The organism is Pantoea sp. 18059 (assembly GCF_902706165.1).
Classification (GTDB): Bacteria; Pseudomonadota; Gammaproteobacteria; order Enterobacterales; family Enterobacteriaceae; genus Pantoea; species Pantoea agglomerans.
This window is the reverse complement of record NZ_CACSJS010000054.1, coordinates 1-418: the sequence shown is the minus strand read 5'-3', so window position 1 is coordinate 418 and position 418 is coordinate 1. Positions and strand designations below refer to the sequence as shown.

General features: G+C 69.9%; 1 pseudogene. It reads right to left on the bottom strand.

Annotated elements, in window-relative coordinates:
• Positions 1–418, bottom strand: a pseudogene (locus GVJ63_RS22030) ((d)CMP kinase); the annotation flags it as partial.

Sequence of the window (418 nt, the reverse complement as noted above, 5' to 3'; positions counted from 1 at the left end):
AGCCCAGCCGATGCGCCACCGCGGCGGCCACCGTGCCCTTGCCCGAGGCCGTCGGCCCGTCGATGCAGATCACGGGAATCCGTTCCACGGGCGTCTGCGCGACCGAGAACAGCGCCTCGAAATAATCGGGAAACGTCTTCGCGACGCATTTCGGGTCTTCGATGCGCACCGGCAGATCCGCCGGGTTGAACGCCGCGAGCGAGAAGCACATCGCGATGCGGTGGTCGTCATAGGTGTGGATGCTCGCGGCGCGCCAGTCGGCCGGCGTGGCGGGCGGGGTGACGCGCAGGTAATCCGGGCCTTCCTCGACGGTGGCGCCCAGGCGGCGGCAACCCTCGGCCATCGCGGCGATGCGGTCCGTCTCCTTCACGCGCCAGCTCGCGATGTTGCGCAGCGTGGTCGTGCCCTGGGCGTAGAG